We start from the raw sequence: 23,890 nt of genomic DNA on the forward strand, positions 1-23,890 counted from the left end.
GTGACGGTGTTGGCCTAGTCGCGCGCAAGCGCGGCTGCTACGGGGTACCAGCCCCAGCCCGTAGCAGCCCGCCTTGGTGGCGATGATCGTTTCAGCGGCGGTCCTCTACCGCTGCCTTCAGCGTCTGGGACCTGTCATGGCCACCGGTGCGGATCACCCCGAGGTTGCCATGCTCGTCTGCCTTGGCCTGGTCGCTGCGCTTGGCCGTGAGCTCCTCGACGATGCTGCTGATCAGTTCGGCCGGGCTGGCCGCGGCGTTGAGGCTCACGTCCGCGCGGTAATCCTGGGTATGCAGGTCATCGAGGCGCACCTCGCTGCCGCCCAGGTTCACTTGCCCTGAGCCAGACCGAAGCTTGGCGCCGGTCAGCGTCGTATCCCCGGCCACATTCAGGTCTATGCCTTGCTGGCCATTGAGCGAAGCCATGCGGTTGACGTTGTCGCGCTGCTCAGTGACGACGTCGATCAGCAGGCTGGGGGCCAGGGTCTGGTCAAGGGCCTGTACCTGCTCGCCGACCTTTTCCTTCGCCTTGCCGGCCAATGGGCCCGTCATCGCGCCAAGGGCATTGAGCAGGCCCTGAGGGTTCTTTTCCTTGCTGAAGCGACCGTCCACTTTTACCTGGGTGGAGCTGACCTGATCCTGCACGCTGGTGATCCGTAGATCGCCGTCCACATTACCTTTGACGTGCTGTGCGTTCACGGTTGCGCCCTTGAGTTCAAGGTCCTTGGCCATGCTCACTTCCAGGCTCTTCACTTGCAGGTCGGCGTTTTTGTAGGTGGTGCTGTCGACCTTGTCCACGTCCACCTTGGCCCGGGCATAGAGCGCCGAGGCGTCACCGTCTTTGTCCAGCCCGCGGCTGACGCCTGCCTCGCCGCCCAAGGCGACTTGCAGGTTATCCTTTTCTTCCGTGCCGCGCGCCGCCTCGATCAACACGCCTCCGGCGGGTGCGTTCAGTTCCAGCCGATCGCCAGCCAACTGGGTACCTTCCAGATGAACCGCAACTGCTTTGTGGGCGCCGCCCGTGACGGTCAGATCTTTCACGGCCAGGTCTGCCCCGATGCGGCGCTCGGCCTGCTCGCTCACCCGGCCCATGTCCACATGCCCGCCGAGAGACCCGCCCAGGCGCTGGGCATCGGCAGACGGGTTTCGGCTGAACCCGGCTTGCAGCGCGCCACCGAGGCTCTGCCCTTGGGCCTCATGGGTGTCCAGCTTGGCGGTGATGGAGGCTACGCCCGCGGCCTCAACCGAGAAGCGCTCCGTCGCAGCCCTGCCGTTGTTGATAGTGACGCCTTGAAGCTCGGCGTCACCGCCCGCCTGGATCGAGCCTTCGGGCGCCTCGATACCGACGCCCACTCCGGTGGTATCGGTGCTCGCCAGAACCTTGTGGTTCAAGGCGCCCATGAAGAGCGCGTTTTCACCGGTAGGTGCGGTGCCTCCCTTGAGCAGCCCATAGCCACTGGTTTCGCTTTCTTCCTTGTGGACGCGATTCTGTGCCTGCAGCATCTTCACATCCCCACCGGCCCTGATATCCGGCTTGCCTTCGAACTGGCTGCCTTCGTAGCGGCCGTCGGTGCCCAATTGCACGCGGATGCCACCAGGGGACGTGAGCTGCATGGGCACGGCGGTCTGGGTATCCAGCAACGTCTGTCGGGATGAGCCATCGGCGCTCAGCTTCACATTGATGTCGCTACTGGTGACCGTGTCCAGGCGTGCCGCGGCATTGACGTCCAGGCGCTTGAGGGTTTCTATCTGCCTGGATACGGCCGCTGGCGCCTCATGGCTGCCTGCCTTGATCTGCGATTGGCCGCCAGCGATGCGGTAGGCGCTGCCCTGGTCATAAAGCCGCCCCTGCACCTCCGCGTCCAGTCCCGTTGCGCTGACCTGAGTCACCACCGGCGTTTCAGTGCGCGTGCCCTGTTCGCGGTTCATATGGCTTGCCATCACGTCCAGGCCAAGGGAGGGCGGCACCAGCGCATCCTCGACTCCTTGTTTCTGCAGGCGGGATTGCTCCTGCCCGTTCACCAGTTTTTCGATGGGGCGGGTAAGATCCTTCCACTCGGCGCTGACGCCGGTGTCCACCTTCAGGCTGCTGCGCTTGTGCTGCACGTCATCGATTTCCGTGACAACCTTGCGGTCAATGGTCTGCGCCTTTTCAATCACCTGCCCCTTGGCGTCGATGACCGCACCTTCGTAGCTGGCGTGTTCTCGTACATCGAAACGAATATCCCCGGCTGACTGGATGGTGGCCAGGGCAGCGGTAGCGCGCTCCCGCCGCTCCTCGTCACGGTTTCGTTCGAAGGTATGCCCGCTGCCGACCCGGTCCATGCCCCCGGTCACCTGCTCGCCTGCCTTGATCGTGGTGGTGGTGCGGTTGCTCCTGGTTTCATCCAGTAGCGTCTTGACCTCGAGCTGGCGGGCCAACACCTCGTTGTTGCCCTGAGTGGATTCCACTTTAGAGCCGTGCACGGTCACCTGATCCGCCGCGGTGATCACCTTCGCGCCGGTCACGCTAGAGCCCTTGTGCTTGAGTGTGTCGACCTGTTGCCCGGTGGTCTCGCGCTGATAGCCTACGCCAGCGGACCATTGCTTGGAGCCGGGTTTGCCATCCTCGGCCGCGCGGGTTTCGCCGGCATGGGCGTATAGCTTGCCTTCAGCGGCGCGGGTAGTTTCTGTCAGCGTGTCCTTGGCGGCGAGGATCTCCACTTTGTCCTTGGCTTCCAGTCGCAGCGTGCCCGCTGTTTCAATGGATGAGCCGACAACGCGGATGTCGCTGGCGCTCAGGCTACGGTGGTCGCCGTCCGTGCGTACGGTAGAACCCACCGTTTCGGTGTGCTGGCGCTCCAGGCTGCTGGACTTGCCGAAAACGCCCCCCAGCTTGGTGTCGCTGCGGTTGTCCTTGATATGGGTGAACTCGGCGGCGCTATCGATGATAACCGGGCCCTTTTCGCCCACGGTCAAGGTACCGGCCTTGCCCTCGACCTTGCTGCCACGAATGAGCACGTCATCGGAAACCAGGCGTGCCACGCCCTGGGCCTTGAGGTCGCTACCGCGCTGACGCAGGCCGGTTTCCTGGCGATCGCCCTTGTCGGCGAAGAAGAAGCCCTTCACCAGGTCGCCCCGGTAGTTGTCCTTGTTGGCCTCATGCCTGAGGCCTTGGCTATCGATCTCGATGGAACCGGCTGTTATGTCCAGGTCACCCTGGCTAACCAGATCACTGCCACGCACCACTGCTTTGCGGCCGGCCTCGATAGACAGGCTCCCACCTTGCAGCCTGGAAGCCACAGCCTGTTCTTCCAGTCTGTATTCATCGAGGTTCCCGCGCCACAGATGCTTGCGATGGCGAATTTCCTGGCTTCGGCTACGTGAGCTGACGCCGGCCTCGATGTTGACGTTGTCCGCGGCGCTGACCTTGAGCGCGCCCTCGGCGCGCAGGTCACTGGCACGCACCTTGACGTTGCGTCCCGCGCTCAGGTTCATGTCTGCCGAGGCGGTGAGGGTATTGCCTTGCAGGGAGTCACTTCGCTCCTCGGTGTGCTTGCGGTAGGTTTCAGTGGTGATGAACAGGGCCTTCCTGCTCCAGGCTTCCCGCTGGTTTCGCACGTTCTGTTCGGTGGTGGCGTCTAGGGTCAGGTCCCGCTTGGCCTTGACGGCCAACGTTCTGCCTGCCAGACGACTACCGATGATTTCCACGTCCCGGCCCGCGCTTAGGTCCAGGTCCCCTTGGGTGGCGGCAATGGTCGTGGTGCCCTTGCCATCAGGCCCCACTTTCAGGTCGCCAGCCGAGGCGACCGTCACCCCGGCGCTGCCTATTACTTGGGGGCCGGCAAGGCGGATACCGGCCCCTTCCCGGGTGCTGACCATCCGTATACGGCCGGCCTTCATCGCGCCCAGCACGTTGAGATCGATACCCGGCGCTTCCTCAGGACGTTGCCGGCTTTCCAGCACCTGCAGGGTGTCGGCCTGCACGCGGTTGCGCCCGGCGATGGCGGTCAGGCTCGGGCCGACCTCCAGGCGCCCCTGGCTATCGATCCTGGGTGCGATCAGGTCCACGGCCGCGGCGGTATTCAAGCCCCGTCCACTGATGCGCAGGTCGCCCGCTGCGTTGAAGGTATTCAGGCCGGCAAGGCGGCCGTTTTCGATCTCCGGTGTGCCGACGAGAAAGACCGCGCGCGGGGTATTGATGAAGCCGACCCCGTGCACATGGATACCGTTGGGGTTGGCCAGCACATAATCGGCGGCCTGGCCGAAGATCTCCTGGGGCCCCTGGATGTTCGACGGCAACTGCCCGACCACTTCGTTGAGAATGACGGACGCCGCCTGGCCCTGGAACTGCGGGTTGGCGCCCAGGGCGCCGGCCAGTTGCGACTGACCGGCCACCAGGGCATTGTTCAATACCAGCCCTTGCAGGGGCACATTGTAGGTGTCGAAGGGATTGTGCGAAAGGCCCTGGGGATTAGGCGCAGTGATGGCGACCACGGGAACGCCGTTTTGCTGGCTTACCTGCGCCGTGCCGCCGGGGCCAGGCAGGGGTACCAGGCCCTCCATGGCGATGCCCGTGACCGGGAACAGCAGGGCACCGGCAACTGCCCAGCGCAGGGGGTCCGGGCGTAGAAAGAGTACAGGAGAACCTTTGGTTTTGTTTTTCATGAGGGCTTCTCTTGGAGGTTAGTAACGCAAGTGCACAGCCAGCTGCCAGTAATCCCCGTCCAAGGGGGCGTTGCGCCGATAAAGCGCCCGCTGGTATTCCAGGGCCAGCGCGCCATGCCGGTGTTCCAGGGTCGCGCCCAGGCTGCCGCCCAGCAGGCGCTCCCCTCGGATAGGGACGTGGCCAAGACTGCGCGATGCCCGGCCTCGACCTTCGGCCCAGCCGGCGTCCAGGCCCAGGCTCGGGCTCAGGCGAAAGCCGTGGTCCAAGGCAAGGGGCAGGGCCAGGGTGTTGCGCCAGGCCAGGGCGCTGCCGGTGTCGATGGGGCGTTCGCGAAAGCCGCGAACCAGCGAACTGCCGCCCAGGCCCAGGCTTTCGCTGGCGGGCATGGGGGCCTGGCTGTATTGCCCGGTCCATTGGCTGGCCAGGGTCCAGTAGCGCCCCCCTAGCTCATGGGCTGAACTGCGAACGAGGCTCAGGCGCCATTTGCGGTAGCGGGCGCTACGCGCCCCGGGTTGTTTGCGCGGCCCGGCGTCGTCTTCTCGCCACCCACCCAAACCCAGGCCATGGCCGACATAGCCGGCCCATCTGGCGCGGCCCACCCAGAGGCCGTTGAGCCCCAGCTCCAGGCTCTGGTAGCGAGGGCTTTGTAGCGCGATGCGATGCCCGGCCAGTCCGGCCGAGATACGCTTGTCATCCAGGCGCAGGGTAGCGCTCAGCAAGCGGGACTGATCCCGCCACAGTCCGCGCTCCAGCGCGTAGCTGAACAGATGGGAGGTGCCCTGCATCGGTAGGACACTCAGCAACCCTGGCGCCTGGGCCTTGTAGCGAAACTGGTTGGCCGCCAGGGACAGGCTCCAGGGGCCATAGGGAATGTTGTAATTCAGCCCCAGGGTTTCACTGCCCGCAGTGTCGCTGGGCCGGCTGCGAGCGCCGTGCAGGCTGAAAAAGTCGTTGCGCTCCAGGGGGCTGTCCACCGATGCGCTCAGGCTGATGCGCTGGCGCCCGGTACTGGCGCTTCCCTGATTGTCCATGCCCAGGTCGACCTGCCAGCGCGGCGGGCGACTGGCGGCGCGCAGCGCGACCTTGGTGCCACCCTGGTACTGGCCTGGCGCAATGTCGGCGACGAGGTCCACCGAGCGCAGGCGATTGAGCTGGTCCAGCCCCTGCTCCAGGGCCCGCAACTGCAAGGGCTGGCCGATCATGCCCGGGAATGCGGCGCCCAGGTTCACCGGCAGCTCCTGGTCCGCCAGCTCGATGGCTTCCACGAAGCCCTCTTCGATGACTAGGGCCAGGGGCTGCTGATCGGCGGGCGGGGACAATAGCACCGGCCGGCTGGCTACATAGCCTGCCTCGGTATAAAGCCGGGTGATGGCGGCCAGGATGCGGTTGATCCGCATCGGCCCCATGCATGGCCGGAGCAGAGGCCGGACGGCATGCTGCACCTGGCTGTCCGACACCAGCCGATTGCCTTGGACGCTGATCCCGGTGAGATACCAGCAAGGGGCGTCCGGTGCGTCCTGCGAGGAGGGCGGCGGGGCGGGCTGGCGTGGCGAGGGCGGCGGTTGGCGCTCCAGTTGGCGCTGGCGCTGTTCGGCCTCGATGGCCTCGCGGCGTTGTTCGCTGTCTTGGATGAAGCGCTGGGGGGCATCGAGCAGCGTAGGCGGTAGCGCCGGGAAGCCGGACCCGCCACCTGGGGTCTCTGCCAGGGCTGTTTCGACCAGGGCGCAGGCGAGTACGATATTCGAAAGCTTGGTTCGAAATTTCAGCATCGGTAGAAACCATCCGAATGAATGGTTTCTACCTTACCCGGTCCGCCTCGTTTTCGCGGTCAGCGGCTTCCGAGGGCAGTGAAGGAAACTGGTGAGGATCTTGAGGGAAAAATCCTAGGAAATATTCACGGGCGGATCTCGACCAAGGTACCGTCCTTCACCAGGCTCCATAACTCCCGCATGTCATCGTTCTTGAGCGCGATGCAACCGTCGGTCCAGTCCAAGGATTGGAAGTACCACTCCGGATAGTCCTCGCTGGCAGGCGTGCCGTGGATCATGATCATGCCGCCGGGCTCTACGCCGGCTTCCCTTGCCTTGGCCATGTCCTTCGGGTTGGGATAGGAAAGATGCAAGGCCAGGTTGTAGCGCTCGCTGATCTTTCGCCAGTCCACCCAGTACAGGCCTTCCGGGGTACGCTTGTCACCCTCGCGCTCTTTTGGCCCGCGGGGCTGCTTGCCCAGGGATACCCGGTAGGTCTTCAGGGGCACCCCCCGGCTGAGCAACTGCAATTGGCGGGCGGACTTGACCACCAGCAGTTTGTCCACCGGGCCGGTGGGCACGACTGCCGGCGGGGCGGCCGGGGTCAATGGGCGTGTGACGATGGTCTGGGTGAAGGATGCGTTGGCCGCGCAGGCGAACGACAGGCACAGGAATGCAAACAGCACGCGCATTGAAGAAATCGAACCTCGAACCAGCCGGCTAGGGAGAAGGGCTTGCCACCTGCTGCGCCGACAGCGGTGGCAGCGCCTCGTTGCGAACCGGGAATTCGCCTGTGCGCCGGTCGCTGAAGAGGCATTCTAAGGTACGCGCCACAGTGCGGAAAGCCAGCTCCGACCAAGGTATCTCGCTTTCATGAAAGAGCCGTACTTCCAGGCTTTCCACGCCCGCGGCAAAGGCCAGGTCGCTCAGCTCGGCGCGGAAGAACACATGTACCTGATTGATATGGGGCAGGTCGAACAAGGTGTACAACCGCAGTTCGCGCAGGCGCGCGCACGCCTCTTCCTCGGTTTCCCGGGCCGCGGCCTGTTCCAGGGTTTCGCCGTTTTCCATGAAGCCCGCCGGAAGGGTCCAGTATCCCCTGCGCGGCTCGATGGCGCGGCGGCACAACAAGACCTGCCCCTCCCACATGGGCACGGCTCCGGCCACGATGTTGGGGTTCTGGTAATGCACTTGCGAGCAGGCGCCACAGACGTAGCGCAACCGGGTATCGCCCTCGGGAATCAAATGGGAAACGGTATGGCCACAGTGGCTGCAGAACTTCATCGGGGCCTCGCTGGGTAGGCTGCTCGGTCTCGACCGGGGGCGAGCGTGTTTTTGGGGTTGGGCATTGAGTGCCTTTGTAGCATGATGGAGGGCAGGCCAAGTAGCGAGGAAAGCCATGCTCGAGGAGTTGCTACGCCGTATCGGCAATCATGTGCCCGGAACACTGGAAATCGACGAGCGATTTCCCGAGGCGGCGGTTCTGGTGCCTATCACTCGAGACGACCCGCCGCAATTGGTGCTCACCCTCAGGGCCAAGGGGCTGTCTACCCATGGCGGTGAAGTCGCCTTCCCGGGCGGCCGGCGCGACCCGGAAGATCCCGACCTCACGTTCACCGCCCTGCGCGAAGCCGAGGAAGAAATCGGGCTGCCTCCGGGCATGGTGGAAGTGGTCGGCAACCTTAGCCCATTGATCTCCGCCCATGGGCTGAAGGTCACGCCTGTGGTGGGTGTAATACCGTCGTTCGTGGAATATCGTCCCAATGACGCCGAAATCGCCGCGGTCTTTTCCGTTCCGCTGGAGTTTTTCCGAGAAGACCCGCGCGAACACACCCATCGCATCGATTACCAGGGGCGTAGTTGGTACGTCCCCTGTTACCGTTATGAAAGTTTCAAGATCTGGGGGCTCACCGCCATCATGATCGTCGAGCTGGTGAACCTGCTGTATGACACCGGTATCACCATGGACAGGCCCACCGGCCCCTATTCTTCGCCCTGATGACAAGGAGCATTGCGTGATGACCAGCCTCGGCGAAGCCTCGTCGCAACCCACGCCCGAGCGGCCGGTACGCTCCCCCTGCGTGAACGTGTGCGCCATGGACGAACATGACCTGTGCATCGGTTGCCAGCGTACGGCGCTGGAAATTACCCAGTGGGGCAGGATGAGCAATGAGGAGCGGCGCCAGGTCATTGCCCAGGCCCAGGCGCGAGCGCGTGTCCAGGGCGTCATGCGCTGAAACCCATCTGCGGCCTCGGCCAACGGTCCCGCCCAGGCCGCCGCTTGAGGTAGAATGCGCCCCTTCCAGGGTTGCGCACCGGCGGCCCTCGTTTCGTTCAGTTGAGGAGCTGCCATGACCCGTATCGGAACCCCCCTTTCGCCGACCGCCACCCGCGTCCTGCTATGCGGTTCAGGCGAGCTGGGCAAGGAAGTCGTGATCGAATTGCAGCGTCTGGGAGTAGAGGTCATCGCCGTGGACCGCTACGCCGATGCGCCAGCCATGCAGGTGGCTCACCGCAGTCACGTGATCAACATGCTCGACGGGGCGGCCCTGCGCGCCGTGATCGAAGCCGAGAAGCCTCACTACATCGTGCCGGAGATCGAAGCCATCGCCACCGCTACCCTGGTGGACCTGGAAAGCGAAGGCTTTACGGTGATCCCCACCGCGCGCGCAGCCCAACTGACCATGAACCGTGAAGGCATCCGCCGCCTGGCTGCCGAGGAACTGGGCCTGCCCACGTCGCCCTACCGCTTCGCCGATGCGTTCGAAGATTACCGCGACGCCGTTCTGGCGCTCGGCTTCCCCTGCGTGGTCAAGCCGGTGATGAGCTCTTCCGGCAAGGGTCAGAGCCTGCTCAAGAGCGAGGCGGATGTCCAGCGCGCCTGGGATTATGCCCAGGAAGGCGGGCGAGCCGGCAAAGGCCGGGTCATCGTGGAGGGGTTCATCGACTTCGATTACGAAATTACCTTGCTGACCGTTCGCCATGGCAGCGGAACCACCTTCTGCGAGCCGGTGGGTCATCGCCAGGAGAAGGGTGACTACCAGGAATCCTGGCAGCCTCAGGCCATGAGCGAGAAAGCCCTGGAGGCTTCCCGCGAGGTCGCCCGGGCGGTGACCGAGGCCTTGGGTGGCCGTGGCATGTTTGGCGTGGAGCTGTTCATCAAAGGCGACCAGGTGTGGTTCAGCGAGGTGTCGCCACGGCCGCACGACACCGGCCTGGTCACCCTCATTTCCCAGGACCTTTCCCAGTTCGCCCTGCATGCCCGGGCCATTCTCGGTTTGCCAGTGCCGGTGATCCGCCAGTTCGGCCCCTCCGCCTCGGCGGTGGTGCTGGTCGAAGGGCAGTCCACGCAAACCGCGTTCGCCAACCTGGGCACTGCCCTGAGCGAGCCGGACACCGCCCTGCGCCTGTTCGGCAAGCCGGAGGTCAATGGCCAGCGGCGCATGGGCGTGGCTCTGGCCCGCGATAAATCCATCGAAGCCGCCCGGGCCAAGGCTACCCGCGCCGCCCAGGCGGTAAAGGTCGAGCTCTAGAAACCAGCGAAGCTGGCGAACCTATACCCTCGCTCTTGGCGATGGCAAGGTTCGCAGGCTTCGGGCGAGACCTACAAGGCCTGGTGCCGGGTCTCCTTCAGGCACAGCACCGCCAGCAGGCTGAGCAGGGCGGCGGCGGAAACATAACCGCCGACCCAGCTCAGCCCGCCCATGGCAACCAGTTTCTGGGCGAAGAAAGGCGCGGCCGAGGCCCCGACGATCCCGCCAAGGTTATAAGCGGCCGACGCACCGGTGTAGCGTACCCGCGTAGGGAACAGCTCCGGCAACAGGGCGCCCATGGGGGCAAAGGTGGCGCCCATGAGCAGCAATTCCAGGCTCAGGAACAGCAGCACGCCCCAGGTCGTGCCTTGGCTGAGCAGAGGCTCCATGGCAAAGCCCGATAGCATCGCCAGTAGCGCGCTCCACACCAGCACCGGCTTGCGCCCGTAGCGATCGCTCAGCCAGGCCGACACCGGAGTGGCCAGGGCCATGAACAGCACGGCGAAGCAGAGCATGGCCAGGAAGGCCTGGCGGCTGTAGCCAAGCGTGGAAACCCCATAGCTCAGGGAAAATACCGTGGAGATGTAGAACAGGGCGTAGCACACCACCATGGCGGCGGCGCCCAGGAGCATCGGCCGCCAATGTTGGCTGAACACTTCCACCACCGGAACCCGCGCCGTTTCCTGGCGTGCCAGGGCCGCGGCGAATACCGGGGTTTCCACCAGCTTCAGGCGTACATACAGCCCCAGCACGACCAGCGCGGCGCTCAGCAGGAACGGCAGGCGCCAGCCCCAGCTACGGAATTGCTCATCGCTCAGGCCCATGGCCAGCCCCAGGAACAGGCCGTTCGCCGCCAGGAAACCAATGGATGGCCCTAGTTGCGGGAACATACCGAACCAGCCGCGCTTGCCCTTAGGCGCGTTCTCGGTGGCCAGCAGCGCCGCGCCACCCCACTCACCGCCCAGGCCGAGGCCCTGGCCGAAGCGCAGCACGCACAGCAAGGCCGGCGCCCAGAGGCCGATCTGCTCGTGGCCTGGCAGCACACCGATCAGGGTAGTGCAGACACCCATGAGCAAGAGAGAAGCGACCAGGGTCGCCTTGCGCCCGATGCGGTCACCGTAATGCCCGAACAGAGCCGAACCCAGCGGTCGCGCCAGGAAGGCGATGCCGAAGGTCAGGAACGCCGACAGCATCTGCGCCGTGCCTGAAGTCTGTGGGAAAAACACCGGGCCGATGACCAGCGCAGCGGCCGTGGCGTAGACGTAGAAATCGTAGAACTCGATGGCGGTGCCGATGAAGCTGGCCGTAGCCACGCGCGTGGCGGAATTCACGGGGCGAACCGCGGGTGCGTCTGCTGGGGCAAGGGTAGTAGCGGTCATGGGTGTCTCGACAGTCATGAGCCATGGGCGGCAGGCCGCGCTGGCGGATTGTTGTAGGTCCTCGCTGGGCCGCGATCCCGGATCGGGAAAGAGCGTCCCGGGCCTTCGGATGGGAAGGCGGGGGCGCGGCGGTCAGCGGGCTGACTGGCCAGAAACGGTAGGCGCGGATGGCGCCTGATTCGGCGGGCTTGGGTAAGCCCTTGGAGTATAGGAAGGGCTACCGGGCGGGGCAATGCTCAGGCGGAGGACGGGCCCGAATGTTGCCAGGCCAGGAGGCGCTTGACCCGATTCTCTTCGGTTTCGAGGATTTCCAGGCGATAGCGGCCGACTTTCAGGCATACCGCTCGCTCGGGTATGGACTCCAGCGCCTCGGTGACCAGGCCGTTGAGCGTCTTGGGGCCATCGCTGGGCAGATGCCAGCCCAGCACCTTGTTCAGGTCGCGCAGGCTGGCGGCACCGTCGAGGATGTAGCGCCCGTCTGCCTGGGGGAACACATGGGGGTGGCTGCCAGCCTGTTCGCTTTCGAATTCCCCGACGATTTCTTCGAGGATGTCTTCCAGCGTGATGAGACCGAGCACTTCGCCATATTCGTCCACCACCATGCCCAGCCGCCGTTGCTGCTTGTGGAAATTGAGCAGCTGGGTATGCAGCGGCGTGCCTTCCGGAACGAAGTAGGCTTCGTAGCAGGCCGCCAGCAGCGCCTGCTCGGTGAGGCTTCGGCTGGGTAGCAGGTGGCTGATCTGCCGTGTGTTGATGACTTTGTCCACTTGGTTGATATCGCCGCGGAACACCGGCAACCGGGTGTGGCGGCTGACCATCAGTTGGTCGATGATCTGGTCGAGCGGGTCATCGAGGTCGATGCCATCCACCTCGTGACGTGGCACCAGGATGTCGTTCACGGTCATCCGGTCCAGGCCCATGATGGCGTTGGCCACTCCTTGCCGGGACGCGCGCCCTTCGGCTTCCGGAGTGTTCGTCGGCTGCGCCGTGGCCTGGGGCTCGCCTGGATTGTGTCGGGTTCGCGTCGCGGGAGCCCATCTGCGCGCCAGCGCCAGTTCGACCGCAACCAGGGGCCGCATCAGGTACACGGGCAGCCAGAGCAGGAGGCCGGCATGGTCGAAGCGTTCCGGCATCCGCTGAGCCAGCAGACGGGGCAGGGCGCCAGCGAGCAGCACGATGGCTACCCAGGCCAGCAACGCGGCGGCCATCGCGCCCAGGGGGCCGAAAGCCTGCGCGCCGAGCAGGGCGCTCAGGCTCGCCACCAGTACATGAAACCCAAGCCTGGCCAGGGCCAGTGCCGAGCGCTCCCGGTCGGCGCCCCGAACCCGGCCCTGCGGCTGGCGCCGAGCATGAGCGACGGTACCGAGGCTGGCCGACCACAACAGCGCCAGGGCGATGGCGCCAGCGGCGGGCCCCACAGGCATAGGCATCATGACGCGGCCTCAGATGTGCAGGATGTATTCACGGACCAGCTTGCTGCCGAAATAGGCCAGCATCAGCAGGACGAAACCGGCGAGGGTCCAGCGAATGGCCATATGACCGCGCCAACCCAGGCGCGTGCGGCCCCAGAGCAGTACGCTGAACACGACCCACGCCAGGCAGGACAGCAGCGTCTTGTGCACCAGGTGCTGGGCGAACATGTTTTCCAGGAACAGCCAGCCCGATATCAGGGACAATGACAGCAACACCCAGCCCGCCCAGAGAAACCCGAACAGCAGGCTTTCCATGGTCTGCAGTGGCGGGAAGGCGCGGATTGGCCCGGAAGGGTGCTTATGCTTGAGCTGGTGATCCTGGACAGACAGCAGCAACGCCTGGAAGGCGGCGATGGTGAACACCCCGTAAGCCAGGATGGACAGCAGGATGTGGGCCAGGATGCCAGGTTCCTGGTCGATGCGAGGCATGGTGCCGGCGGGCGCGAATTGCGCCACCAGGACGGTGACCAGGCCCAATGGATAGAGCAGGACCAGCAGGTTTTCCACTGGCAGCGAGGCGCAGGCAAGCAGGGTCAGGGCGATCACCGCGGCGGCGATCAGGCTCGCGGCGGTGATGAATTCCAGGTTCAGACCGCCAGGGGCCAGCAGTTGCGAAGACAAGGCCAGGGCATGCAGCAGCACGGCAATGATGCCACCGCCATACAGCAGTGTTCTGTTCGCCTTGGCCCCACGCGCGAGCCGCGCGCCCTGATAGGCCGTGATCCCGGCATAGAACAGCGCCGAAGCGAGGCTGGGTAGCAAACTGGAAGGCAAGGCGAGCATAAGTCTGACGGGCGGCCACTAAAGTCGCGAGTGTGGCATAGAACCTTCGCCGGGATAAAGTGGCGGCCTGTGTCGGCTCGGGCAACTTCTCGCTATAATCGCCGGTCTTCCCTTGCCCGTGGCCAGAACACATCGGCAGGCCGCATGCCACTTCGGTTCGACGGAGCCTGTAAGGATTCCCCATGTTTGAAAATCTTTCCGATCGTCTATCCCAGACGCTTCGCCATGTCACCGGCAAGGCGAAGCTGACCGAGGACAATATCAAGGACACCCTGCGCGAAGTGCGCATGGCGCTGCTCGAGGCCGATGTGGCCCTGCCGGTGGTGAAGGACTTCGTCAACGCCATCAAGGAGCGCGCGGTCGGCACCGAGGTGTCGCGCAGCCTTACGCCCGGCCAGGCGTTCGTGAAGATCGTCCAGGCCGAACTCGAGGCGGTGATGGGCGCGGCCAACGAAGACCTGGCGCTCAACGTCGCCCCTCCGGCCGTGGTGCTCATGGCCGGCCTGCAGGGCGCGGGCAAGACCACCACCGCGGGCAAGCTCGCGCGCTTCCTCAAGGAACGCAAGAAGAAGTCCGTCATGGTGGTGTCGGCGGACGTCTACCGGCCCGCGGCCATCAAGCAGCTGGAAACCCTGGCCAACGACATCGGCGTCACGTTCTTCCCGTCCGACATCAGCCAGAAGCCCGTGGCTATCGCCGAAGCGGCGATCCGGGAAGCCAAGCTCAAGTTCATCGATGTAGTCATTGTCGATACCGCGGGCCGTCTGCACATCGACGCCGACATGATGGCCGAGATCCAGGCATTGCACGCCGCGGTCAAGCCGGTGGAAACCCTGTTCGTGGTCGACGCCATGACCGGCCAGGACGCGGCCAACACCGCCAAGGCCTTCGGTGACGCGCTGCCGCTCACCGGTGTGGTGCTGACCAAGGTCGACGGCGACGCCCGCGGGGGCGCCGCGCTGTCGGTGCGCTCCATCACCGGCAAGCCGATCAAGTTCATCGGCATGGGGGAGAAAAGCGAGGCCCTCGAGCCCTTCCATCCGGACCGTATCGCCTCGCGAATCCTCGGCATGGGCGACGTGCTCAGCCTGATCGAGCAGGCCGAGCAGAACCTAGACAAGGAAAAGGCCGAGAAGCTTGCCAAGAAGATAAAGAAGGGCAAGGGCTTTGACCTGGAAGACTTCCGCGATCAGTTGCTGCAAATGAAGACCATGGGCGGCCTGGGCAGCCTCATGGAGAAACTGCCCAACATCGGCGGCGTCAACCTGTCCCAGATGGGCAATGCCCAGGGCGCGGCTGAAAAGCAGTTCAAGCAGATGGAAGCCATCATCAACTCCATGACGCCCGCCGAGCGCCGGGACCCTGAGCTGATCAGCGGTTCGCGCAAGCGCCGCATCGCGCTGGGCTCGGGCACCCAGGTGCAGGACGTGGGGCGGCTGATCAAGCAGCACAAGCAGATGCAGAAGATGATGAAGAAATTCTCCACCAAGGGCGGCATGGCCAAGATGATGCGCGGCCTGGGCGGCATGATGCCAGGCGGCATGCCCCGTCTCTGATGCCAGGCGGCCCGGCGTGGCCAGCCGCCGCGATGCGATGCCTGGCCATTGGGGTAAAAGAGGTTTGCAAAAATCCCTGCATTCCTTGAGAATATGCGGCCTTTCGGGCACCCGTGCCCGCTGTGCCTTATAGTTTTGCACCGACAAACAGGAACGATGTTCACATGGTAACCATCCGTCTTGCCCGTGGCGGCTCCAAAAAGCGCCCGTTTTACCACCTCACCGTGACCGACAGCCGCAATGCGCGCGACGGTCGTTTCAACGAGCGTGTTGGCTTCTTCAACCCCGTTGCTACCGGTGGCGAAGTTCGCCTGTCCGTCAACCAGGAGCGCGTGAGCTACTGGCTGTCCCAGGGCGCGCAGCCGTCTGAGCGCGTTGCTCAGCTGCTGAAGGACGCTGCCAAGGCTGCTGCCTGAGCAGTATGAACGCGACGCCAGACTCCGCGGATGACCTCATCGTCATCGGCAAGATTGTTTCGGTGCACGGCGTTCGTGGTGAAGTGAAGGTGTATTCCTTTACCGATCCGATTGAAAACCTGCTTCAGTACACACGCTGGACGCTTCGGCATGAAGGCATCGTCAAGCAGGTGGAAATGACCCGGGGCCGTTCCCAGAACAAGGTCCTGGTAGCTAAGTTGAAAGGTCTTGACGACCGTGAGGAAGCTCGGCTTCTCGCGGGCTACGAGATCTGCATCGCGCGCAGCCTGCTGCCCGACCTCACCGATGGCGATTACTACTGGTATCAGCTTGAGGGTCTACAGGTCATCAACGGCGAGGGGCAAGTATTGGGCACGGTTGATCACCTGCTCGAGACCGGCGCCAACGATGTGATGGTGGTCAAGCCCAGCGCGGGTAGCCTGGACGATCGCGAGCGGCTGTTGCCCTATACGGACGACTGCGTGCAAGCCATCGATCTGGATGCCGGCATCATGCGGGTGGAATGGGACGCGGATTTCTAGGCCATGGCGAGCCTGCGCATAGAAGTCATTACCCTGTTCCCCGAGATGTTTTCGGCCATCAGCGAGTACGGCATTACCAGCCGCGCGGTAAAGCAGGGGTTGCTTGAGCTTACCTGTCGAAACCCGCGGGCCTACACCACGGACCGTCACCACACGGTGGATGATCGCCCGTTCGGCGGTGGCCCTGGAATGGTAATGAAGATCAAGCCACTGGAAGACGCCCTGGTCGAGGCCAGGCAGGCAACTGGAGGCACGGCGAAGGTGATCTACCTGTCGCCACAAGGCCGACGCCTGACCCAGGCGGCGGTGAAGGAACTGGCAACGTTGGATGCGATGATCCTCATTGCCGGGCGTTACGAAGGCATCGACGAGCGTTTCATTGAGGCGCATGTGGATGAAGAGTGGTCGATTGGTGATTACGTGCTGTCCGGTGGCGAGCTGCCGGCCATGGTGCTGATCGATGCGGTTACACGGTTGCTGCCCGGAGCTTTAGGGCATGCGGACTCCGCGGAGGAAGACTCCTTCACGGATGGTCTGCTCGATTGCCCGCACTACACCCGACCTGAGGTGTATGCGGAACGGCGTGTACCCGACGTGTTGCTTAGCGGCAACCATGCACACATCCGGCGCTGGCGTTTGCAGCAGTCCCTTGGGCGGACCTACGAACGGCGGGCCGATCTTCTGGAAAGTCGCTCACTTTCTGGAGAAGAGCAGAAGCTGCTGGCGGAGTATCTCCGCGAGCGGGACGATAGTTAACGTATCGATGGCAAAACCATTTTTTTGCCTTAGGAGCACAGCATGACCAACAAGATCATTCTTCAGCTCGAAGCCGAGCAGATGAACAAGGAAATCCCGACCTTCGCACCTGGCGACACCGTTGTCGTGCAAGTGAAGGTGAAGGAAGGCGAGCGTACCCGTCTGCAGGCCTTCGAGGGTGTTGTCATCGGCAAGCGTAACCGTGGCATCAACAGCGCATTCACCGTTCGCAAGATTTCCAACGGTGTTGGCGTTGAGCGTACCTTCCAGACCTACAGCCCGCAGATCGACAGCATGTCCGTGAAACGTCGTGGTGACGTGCGTAAGGCCAAGCTGTACTACCTGCGCGACCTGTCCGGCAAGGCCGCCCGCATCAAGGAAAAACTGTCCTGATAGCGGCTTGAGCTCAGGCTCACCTAAAACCCCGGCCCTTGTGCCGGGGTTTTTGCTTTTACATGTTGGCGCCAGTGAGGCTGGTAAGGTCACGTACGCGCCCTGCCACCCATTCGCTAGCTGTCAGTGGTCATCATGCTAATATCCCGGGCTTTGCCTGCGAAGTTGTCATGCCCGCCCTCGACCATCCCCTGATCGATCAATTCCTCGATGCGCTCTGGCTGGAGAAAGGCCTGTCCGAGAACAGTCGCAGCGCCTATCGCAGTGACCTGGCTCATTTCAATCACTGGTTGAGCGAGCGTGGGGTGGATCTGCCCAAGGCCGGTCGGGAGGTGTTGCTCGACTACCTGGCCTGGCGGGTGGATCACCAGTATCAAGCCCGTTCCACGGCGAGGTTCCTGTCCGGGGCGCGAGGTTTTTACCGCTATCTATTGCGCGAGGAAGTGATTGAGGTAGACCCCACCTTGCTGGTGGACCTACCCCAGTTGGGCAAGCCATTGCCCAAGAGTCTTTCAGAGGCGGATGTGGAGGCGCTGCTGGCGGCCCCTGACCTGAGCGAAGCCATTGGCCAGCGGGACCGGGCCATGCTCGAAGTGCTCTACGCCTGCGGCCTGCGGGTGACCGAACTGGTCAGCCTGACGCTGGACCAGTTCAACCTGCGCCAGGGGGTGATACGGGTCATGGGCAAGGGCAGCAAGGAGCGGCTAGTGCCCATGGGAGAAGAAGCCATCACTTGGATGGAGCGCTACCTGCGCGATGGTCGCGCCGAGTTGCTCAATGGCCGCGCCAGTGATGTGGTATTCCCCAGTCAGCGCGGAGATCAAATGACCCGCCAGACCTTCTGGCACCGAATCAAGCAGCACGCCATGCACGCCGGCATCAGCGCGGCCCTGTCCCCGCATACCTTGCGCCACGCCTTCGCCACGCACTTGCTCAATCACGGCGCGGACCTGCGCTCGGTACAACTGCTGCTAGGGCACGCGGATCTTTCCACAACCCAGATCTACACCCATGTGGCCAAGGCCCGGTTGCAAGAGTTGCATGCCCTTCATCATCCACGCGGCTAAGCGAGGGGCACGCCTGGGTGCCAGGTTCGAAAGCCGGGCTGTCGGCCAACAGGGCCTTATGTGATAGTCTTGGCGGCCAATCGTACCCGGCCCGTCGGTTCATTTCCCGGCCTCGGCCGGCCGGGTCGCCCGTCCGCCGCCTCAGGAGTTCTCATGCGCGTGACACGTCTTTTCGCCGCCGCTGCGTTGGCCCTGGCCAGTACCTTTGCCCTGGCCGACAATGCCGAGCAGGCCATCCGTAAAACCCTGGAAACGCTTCAGCTGGATGTGCCCATCGAAGCGGTGTCCAGCAGCCCGCTCAACGGCCTCTACGAAGTGCGCCTCAAAGGCGGTCGGGTGTTGTATGCCAGCGCTGACGGTCAGTTCGTGATGCAGGGCTACCTCTACCAGATGCAGGATGGCAAGCCGGTCAACCTCACCGAGAAGACCGAACGGGCTGCTATCGCCAAGACCGTCAATGCCATCCCTGCCTCGGAAATGGTCGTGTATCCGGCCCAGGGCGAGGTCAAGGCGCACATCACCGTATTCACCGACACCACCTGTCCCTATTGCCAGAAGCTTCATGCCGAGGTGCCCGAACTCAATCGGCGCGGCATCGAGGTGCGTTACCTGGCCTTCCCGCGCCAAGGCCCGGGCTCCGAAGGCGATCAGCAGTTGCAAGCCGCCTGGTGCGCCAGCGACCGACGCGCGGCCCTGGACAAGCTGATCAGCGGGAAGTCCGTTGGCGGCGCCAAGTGCGAGAATCCGGTGAGCAAGCAGTTCGCCCTTGGCCAGAGCATCGGCGTCAGCGGCACCCCGGCCATCATCCTGGAGGATGGCCAGGTCATTCCAGGCTACCAGCCGGCGCCCCAGGTGGCGAAGCTGGCCCTGGCGACGAAGTGACAGGCCATACCAAATACAGGCCGCGATGATCGCGGCGCTTTCCGGCCGGCGCCAGCGTCGGCCGATTCATGGGGAGTCAAGAGTGAAACCGGTCAAAGTAGGCATCTGTGGGTTAGGTACCGTCGGTGGCGGCACCTTCAACGTACTTCAGCGCAACGCCGAGGAGATCGCCCGCCGTGCCGGGCGTGGTATTCAGGTCGCCCAGATCGCCATGCGCTCGCCAAACCCCAACTGCCAGATTACCGGTACCGCCATTACCCATGATGTGTTCGAAGTGGCCAGCAACCCGGAGATCGACATTGTCATCGAACTCATCGGTGGCTATACCGTGGCCCGGGAACTGGTGCTCAAGGCGATCGAGAACGGCAAGCATGTGGTCACCGCCAACAAGGCGCTGATCGCCGTGCATGGCAATGAAATCTTCGCCAAGGCGAGAGAGAAGGGCGTGATCGTCGCCTTCGAGGCAGCCGTCGCCGGCGGCATTCCAGTGATCAAGGCCATCCGCGAGGGGCTTTCGGCCAACCGGATCAACTGGGTAGCCGGCATCATCAACGGCACGGGCAACTTCATTCTCACCGAGATGCGCGAGAAAGGCCGTACCTTCCCTGACGTGCTCGCCGAAGCCCAGGCCCTGGGCTACGCCGAGGCCGATCCGACCTTCGACGTCGAAGGCATAGACGCGGCCCACAAGCTGACCATCCTGGCTTCCATCGCTTTCGGCATTCCGCTGCAGTTCGACAAGGCCTATACCGAAGGCATTTCCAGACTGACCACGGCCGACGTCAACTACGCCGAGGCCCTGGGCTACCGCATCAAGCACCTGGGTGTGGCGCGAAGCACTCCCAGCGGCATCGAGCTGCGGGTGCACCCGACGCTCATTCCGGCCGACCGGTTGATCGCCAACGTCAATGGCGTGATGAACGCCGTGATGGTCAATGGCGATGCGGTAGGTTCGACCCTGTTCTACGGTGCCGGCGCCGGCATGGAACCGACGGCTTCCTCCGTGGTGGCCGACCTGGTCGACGTGGTCAGGGCCATGACTTCGGACCCGGAAAACCGCGTGCCGCACCTGGCCTTCCAGCCCGATGCGCTGTCCGCGCACCCGATCCTGCCGATCGATGCCTGCGAAAGCGCCTACTACCTGCGCATCCAGGCCAAGGATCATCCGGGCGTCCTGGCACAGGTGGCCAGCATTCTCTCCGCACGTGGTATCAACATCGAATCGATCATGCAGAAGGAAGCCGAGGAGCACGATGGCCTGGTGCCGATGATCCTGCTGACGCATCGCGTGGTGGAGCAGCGGATCGACGACGCCATCGTCGCGCTGGAAGCCCTGGATGACGTGGTCGGCAAGGTTGTGCGCATCCGCGTCGAACAGCTCAACTAAGCGGCAGGCTTCACGCTGTGAATGAAGGCGACGCAGTGTTGAAGCTTCGATCGGAATAAACTCGCGGCGAGGCCGAAACGCAGAGCATGAGATACGCCAGGAGGCTTCGTCTTGTGGCTTGCGGCTCGGAGCTCGCCGCTCAAACCAAAGGTTTGCACCCATGCGTTATATCAGTACCCGCGGCCAGGCACCGGCGCTCAACTTCGAGGACGTGCTGCTGGCCGGCCTGGCCAGTGATGGCGGCCTCTACGTGCCAGAGAATCTGCCGCGTTTCACTCAGGAGGAAATCGCCTCCTGGGCCGGCTTGCCGTACCACGAGCTGGCTTTCCGGGTCATGCGCCCATTCGTGACCGGCAGCATCGCCGACGTGGACTTCAAGCGCATCCTTGAAGAAACCTATGCCGGCTTCAACCATGCCGCAGTCGCGCCCCTGCGCCAGCTCGGCGGCAACGAATGGGTGCTGGAACTCTTCCACGGCCCTACTCTGGCCTTCAAGGACTTCGCCCTGCAACTGCTTGGCCGCCTGCTGGACCATGTGCTGGCCAAGCGGGGCGAGCGGGTGGTGATCATCGGCGCCACCAGCGGCGATACCGGATCGGCGGCCATCGAAGGCTGCAAGCACTGCGAAAACGTGGACATCTTCATCCTGCATCCGCACCAGCGCGTGTCGGAAGTGCAGCGCCGGCAGATGACCACGCTCTTTGGAGACAACGTCCACAACATCGCCGTGGAAGGCAACTTCGATGACTGTCAGGAGATGGTCAAGGCCAGCTTCGCCGACCAGTCCTTCCTCAAAGGCACGCGGCTGGTAGCGGTGAACTCCATCAACTGGGCGCGCATCATGGCCCAGATCGTCTACTACTTCCACGCGGCCCTGCAGCTGGGTGGCCCGCTGCGCTCGGTGGCCTTCTCGGTACCCACGGGCAACTTCGGCGATATCTTCGCCGGCTACCTGGCGCGCAACATGGGGCTGCCCATCAACCAGCTGATCGTCGCCACCAACCGCAACGACATCCTGCATCGCTTCATGAGTGGCAACCAGTATGTGAAGGACACCCTTCATCCGACCCTGTCGCCCTCCATGGACATCATGGTCTCGTCCAACTTCGAGCGTCTGCTGTTCGACCTGCACGGGCGCAATGGCATGGCGATCGCGCAGCTGATGGCCAGCTTCAAGCTCGGCGGCGGGTTCAGTGTCGATGAAGACCGCTGGACCGAAGCGCGCAAGCTGTTCGACTCCCTGGCAGTGAGCGACGAGCAGACGTGCGAGACCATCGCCCAGGTATTTGCCACCACCGGTGAAGTGCTCGACCCGCACACCGCCATCGGCGTGCGCGCCGCCCGCGAGTGCCGGCGCAGCCTCGACATCCCCATGGTGGTGCTGGGCACGGCGCACCCGGTCAAGTTCCCTGACGCCGTGGAAAAGGCAGGCGTCGGCAAGGCCCTGCATCTGCCCGCGCACCTGGAAGACCTGTTCCAGCGGGAAGAGCGCTGCACCGTACTGCCCAATGACATTGCCGCGGTGCAGGCATTCGTCAGCAGCCATGGCAATCGTGGCAAGCCGTTGTAACCCGTCACCTCAAGGGCGCTCCGCGGCGCCCTTGTTGCCTACACGGCTGTAGGAAATATCTCGCCACTTTGGCGAAGTTCATCGACTTTTCGCCCTGGTCTTTCAGATCAATCCTATTTAGACGCAACGCAGCCTTCTTTAAGGTAGCCGCCCTATACACATTCAGGAGGCCGCCCAATGCGTTCGCTCAAGGTTCTCATCGTAGAGCAGAATCCCGCCCGCCTGCTGCAGCTCCATCAGATGCTCAATGCCTGCGGCGTCTTCGGTGTGCGTGTCGCCGAGGATCTGAACGCCGCGCGGCGCAGCCTCGCCCGTCAGGGGAGCGTGGATGTGCTCGTACTAGGCAGCCAGCTGTTGCCTGCCTCGAGCTTTTTCGCAGAGCTTGCCGGTCGCGGGCAAGCTACCGCCCTGGCGGGTGGCGTTATCGTCCAGGGGCCGGTCGGGTACACCGAACCGGCCGAGGTCGTTCGCCGCGCTCGTCAGGCGGGGCTGTGGGTGCTGGGGTTGCTGCCCTGGGGGCAGTCCATCTGCCCGCTGCACAACATGCTTTGCCGATACCGCATGGAGACTGCCGAAGCCCTGACTGCTTGAACCGCCTTTCATCGCCCGTTGCGCTTGGTCAGGCCGAAGGGGCGAACTTTTGCCCTGGCATAGTGGTCATTTACTGGCACTGAATAGGATTTCCGGTAAACAAGGGTGATCAAGATGGAAAACATCAGCTTGTTGCTTAGTGATGCTCTGGCGCCATACCGCGTCAGCCTGGCTCCGTCGGATCTCCAAGGCCGCTTGCGGCTGACGATCGACGATCAAGCCGGCAATACGGTTCTGAATCGCGATGTGAATCAAAGCCAGCTGGCAGATACCCGTGCCCTCACCGATGTGGTGGATGGTTTGCATCGAGACCTTCTGATCGCAGAGGGCCGCCTGGAGCCTTCGATGATCGCGGCCTTGCGTGTCGTGGGTACCGCCGGTCGGTACGGCGCCGAGATGCGTTGATCGGGGAACCTTCCTGAAAGGCAACCCTCTTACCTTACAAGGACGCTTGAACGACATTGTGCTCCGGTGTCGTTCGGTCGTCCGGTGGCCTGTAAGGCCATGTTTGCCCCGGCCGGCCTCCCCACCGCGTCCGGGGTTTCTTTTGCCCGCCCGCCACCTGGCCCCTTGCTTCGGGTAGACTATTGCCCCCCTCGTTACCTCGAAGCCCACCATGGCCCAGCCCTCGACAACCTACAAGTTCGAACTCAACCTCACCGACCTGGACCGGGGCGTCTACGAAAGCATCAAGCAGACCATCGCCCGTCACCCTTCGGAAACCGAAGAGCGCATGGCGGTACGCCTGTTGGCCTACGCGCTGTGGTACAACGAAAACCTGGCATTCGGTCGCGGCTTGTCTGACGTGGACGAGCCTGCCCTCTGGGAGAAGAGCCTGGACGACCGTGTGCTGCACTGGATCGAAGTAGGCCAGCCTGATCTGGATCGCCTGACCTGGTGTTCCCGTCGTACCGAACGTACCAGCCTGCTGGCCTATGGCAGCCTGCGGGTCTGGCAGGGCAAGGTGGTGGATTCGGCCCGGACCCTGAAGAACCTGAACATTGCCGCAGTGCCTCAGGATGTGCTGGAGGTATTGGCCAGCGACATGCCGCGCGCCATCAAGTGGGATGTGATGATCAGCGAAGGTACGGTGTTCGTGACCGATGATCGGGGCCAACATGAAGTCCAGCTTGAATGGTTGCTTGGCGAACGTGGCTAAGGCATGGTGG

22 protein-coding genes are annotated in these 23,890 nt (G+C 63.6%); 15 read left to right on the forward strand and 7 right to left on the reverse strand.

Annotated elements, in window-relative coordinates:
• Nucleotides 1–91: 91 nt before the first annotated feature.
• From BN1188_RS13360 to BN1188_RS13375, 4 genes are all read right to left on the reverse strand, one after another.
• Nucleotides 92–4,645, reverse strand: a complete 4,554-nt coding sequence (locus tag BN1188_RS13360) for a hemagglutinin repeat-containing protein (protein ID WP_040261955.1) — start codon at nucleotides 4,643–4,645, stop codon at nucleotides 92–94.
• An 18-nt stretch (nucleotides 4,646–4,663) separates the two neighbouring features.
• Entirely contained in the window at nucleotides 4,664–6,415 is a 1,752-nt protein-coding gene (locus tag BN1188_RS13365; protein ID WP_052469270.1) for a ShlB/FhaC/HecB family hemolysin secretion/activation protein, read from the reverse strand.
• A 125-nt stretch (nucleotides 6,416–6,540) separates the two neighbouring features.
• Nucleotides 6,541–7,086: a L,D-transpeptidase family protein gene (locus BN1188_RS13370; protein WP_040261956.1), complete on the reverse strand. Its 546-nt coding sequence runs from the start codon at nucleotides 7,084–7,086 to the stop codon at nucleotides 6,541–6,543.
• A 28-nt stretch (nucleotides 7,087–7,114) separates the two neighbouring features.
• Entirely contained in the window at nucleotides 7,115–7,678 is a 564-nt protein-coding gene (locus BN1188_RS13375; protein WP_040261957.1) for an NUDIX hydrolase, read from the reverse strand.
• A 115-nt stretch (nucleotides 7,679–7,793) separates the two neighbouring features.
• Between BN1188_RS13375 and BN1188_RS13380 the strand changes: the two genes are divergently transcribed.
• The 3 genes from BN1188_RS13380 to purT all read left to right on the forward strand — a co-directional run bounded on the left by BN1188_RS13380 (nucleotide 7,794) and on the right by purT (nucleotide 9,927).
• On the forward strand, nucleotides 7,794–8,393 hold the full coding sequence (locus BN1188_RS13380) for a CoA pyrophosphatase (protein WP_040261958.1): 600 nt from the start codon (nucleotides 7,794–7,796) through the stop codon (nucleotides 8,391–8,393).
• Nucleotides 8,394–8,412: 19 nt separating this feature from the next.
• Nucleotides 8,413–8,631 (forward strand): DUF1289 domain-containing protein, encoded by a 219-nt coding sequence (locus tag BN1188_RS13385; protein ID WP_052469271.1) that lies wholly within the window; start codon nucleotides 8,413–8,415, stop codon nucleotides 8,629–8,631.
• Nucleotides 8,632–8,745: 114 nt separating this feature from the next.
• Entirely contained in the window at nucleotides 8,746–9,927 is a 1,182-nt protein-coding gene (gene purT / locus BN1188_RS13390) for a formate-dependent phosphoribosylglycinamide formyltransferase (protein WP_040261959.1), read from the forward strand.
• Between the two features lie 71 nt (nucleotides 9,928–9,998).
• On the opposite strand, the gene BN1188_RS13395 is transcribed toward purT, so the two are convergent.
• From BN1188_RS13395 to BN1188_RS13405, 3 genes are all read right to left on the reverse strand, one after another.
• On the reverse strand, nucleotides 9,999–11,306 hold the full coding sequence (locus BN1188_RS13395) for an MFS transporter (RefSeq protein WP_040261960.1): 1,308 nt from the start codon (nucleotides 11,304–11,306) through the stop codon (nucleotides 9,999–10,001).
• A gap of 236 nt (nucleotides 11,307–11,542) precedes the next feature.
• Entirely contained in the window at nucleotides 11,543–12,739 is a 1,197-nt protein-coding gene (locus BN1188_RS13400; RefSeq protein WP_040261961.1) for a transporter associated domain-containing protein, read from the reverse strand.
• 9 nt (nucleotides 12,740–12,748) lie between these two features.
• Nucleotides 12,749–13,561: a cytochrome C assembly family protein gene (locus BN1188_RS13405; protein WP_040261962.1), complete on the reverse strand. Its 813-nt coding sequence runs from the start codon at nucleotides 13,559–13,561 to the stop codon at nucleotides 12,749–12,751.
• Between the two features lie 182 nt (nucleotides 13,562–13,743).
• Here BN1188_RS13405 and ffh point away from each other — a divergent pair, with 182 nt between their 5' ends.
• From ffh to BN1188_RS13465, 12 genes are all read left to right on the forward strand, one after another.
• Complete coding sequence (gene ffh / locus BN1188_RS13410; RefSeq protein ID WP_040261963.1) at nucleotides 13,744–15,117, forward strand: signal recognition particle protein; 1,374 nt, start codon at nucleotides 13,744–13,746, stop codon at nucleotides 15,115–15,117.
• Between the two features lie 164 nt (nucleotides 15,118–15,281).
• On the forward strand, nucleotides 15,282–15,533 hold the full coding sequence (gene rpsP, locus BN1188_RS13415; protein ID WP_040261964.1) for a 30S ribosomal protein S16: 252 nt from the start codon (nucleotides 15,282–15,284) through the stop codon (nucleotides 15,531–15,533).
• Between the two features lie 5 nt (nucleotides 15,534–15,538).
• Nucleotides 15,539–16,075, forward strand: a complete 537-nt coding sequence (rimM, locus tag BN1188_RS13420; protein WP_040261965.1) for a ribosome maturation factor RimM — start codon at nucleotides 15,539–15,541, stop codon at nucleotides 16,073–16,075.
• Between the two features lie 3 nt (nucleotides 16,076–16,078).
• Nucleotides 16,079–16,831, forward strand: coding sequence for a tRNA (guanosine(37)-N1)-methyltransferase TrmD (trmD, locus tag BN1188_RS13425; RefSeq protein WP_040261966.1), 753 nt, complete (start codon nucleotides 16,079–16,081; stop codon nucleotides 16,829–16,831).
• A 42-nt stretch (nucleotides 16,832–16,873) separates the two neighbouring features.
• Entirely contained in the window at nucleotides 16,874–17,224 is a 351-nt protein-coding gene (gene rplS / locus BN1188_RS13430) for a 50S ribosomal protein L19 (protein WP_040261967.1), read from the forward strand.
• Between the two features lie 170 nt (nucleotides 17,225–17,394).
• Nucleotides 17,395–18,291 (forward strand): site-specific tyrosine recombinase XerD, encoded by an 897-nt coding sequence (gene xerD / locus BN1188_RS13435; protein ID WP_040261968.1) that lies wholly within the window; start codon nucleotides 17,395–17,397, stop codon nucleotides 18,289–18,291.
• Nucleotides 18,292–18,444: 153 nt separating this feature from the next.
• A complete protein-coding gene (locus BN1188_RS13440) occupies nucleotides 18,445–19,173 on the forward strand; it encodes a DsbC family protein (protein ID WP_040261969.1) in 729 nt (242 codons plus the stop codon).
• 82 nt (nucleotides 19,174–19,255) lie between these two features.
• Nucleotides 19,256–20,560 carry a homoserine dehydrogenase gene (locus BN1188_RS13445; protein ID WP_040261970.1) on the forward strand — a complete coding sequence of 435 codons (1,305 nt, stop codon included), beginning with the start codon at nucleotides 19,256–19,258 and terminating at the stop codon, nucleotides 20,558–20,560.
• 160 nt (nucleotides 20,561–20,720) lie between these two features.
• Nucleotides 20,721–22,130, forward strand: a complete 1,410-nt coding sequence (gene thrC / locus BN1188_RS13450) for a threonine synthase (protein WP_040261971.1) — start codon at nucleotides 20,721–20,723, stop codon at nucleotides 22,128–22,130.
• 177 nt (nucleotides 22,131–22,307) lie between these two features.
• On the forward strand, nucleotides 22,308–22,721 hold the full coding sequence (locus BN1188_RS13455) for a response regulator (RefSeq protein WP_040261972.1): 414 nt from the start codon (nucleotides 22,308–22,310) through the stop codon (nucleotides 22,719–22,721).
• Nucleotides 22,722–22,835: 114 nt separating this feature from the next.
• The gene (locus tag BN1188_RS13460; RefSeq protein WP_052469272.1) at nucleotides 22,836–23,126 is read left to right on the forward strand and encodes a DUF3509 domain-containing protein; all 291 of its coding nucleotides are present in this window, start codon (nucleotides 22,836–22,838) and stop codon (nucleotides 23,124–23,126) included.
• 211 nt (nucleotides 23,127–23,337) lie between these two features.
• Nucleotides 23,338–23,880 carry a YaeQ family protein gene (locus BN1188_RS13465; protein WP_040261973.1) on the forward strand — a complete coding sequence of 181 codons (543 nt, stop codon included), beginning with the start codon at nucleotides 23,338–23,340 and terminating at the stop codon, nucleotides 23,878–23,880.
• Nucleotides 23,881–23,890: the final 10 nt, after the last annotated feature.

This window comes from Pseudomonas massiliensis, from assembly GCF_000826105.1.
GTDB lineage: Bacteria > Pseudomonadota > Gammaproteobacteria > Pseudomonadales > Pseudomonadaceae > Aquipseudomonas > Aquipseudomonas massiliensis.